Source organism: Pseudomonas sputi, assembly GCF_021603585.1.
In the GTDB taxonomy this organism is placed as follows: domain Bacteria; phylum Pseudomonadota; class Gammaproteobacteria; order Pseudomonadales; family Pseudomonadaceae; genus Aquipseudomonas; species Aquipseudomonas sputi.
Map to the genome: position 1 here is coordinate 1 of NZ_BQHI01000105.1, position 206 is coordinate 206.

Consider the following 206-nt stretch of genomic DNA (forward strand, 5'->3'; position numbering starts at 1 on the left):
GTGACACCATCATCGAAACCAGCACCCTGGCCAGCGAAATCGACACCGTGCGTTCTTCGGTGAACTGGACCCTGGGCGCCAACCTGGAAAATCTGGTGCTTACCGGCACGGCCAACCTCAACGGCACTGGCAACGGTCTGAACAACACCCTGACCGGCAACGACGGCAACAACATCCTCGACGGCGGCCAGGGCGCAGACTCCCTG

General features: G+C 61.7%; 1 protein-coding gene. It reads left to right on the plus strand.

Annotated elements, in window-relative coordinates:
* The coding region (locus L6D81_RS29475; RefSeq protein ID WP_236183015.1) for a hypothetical protein at window positions 1–206 on the plus strand (206 nt) is incomplete at both ends.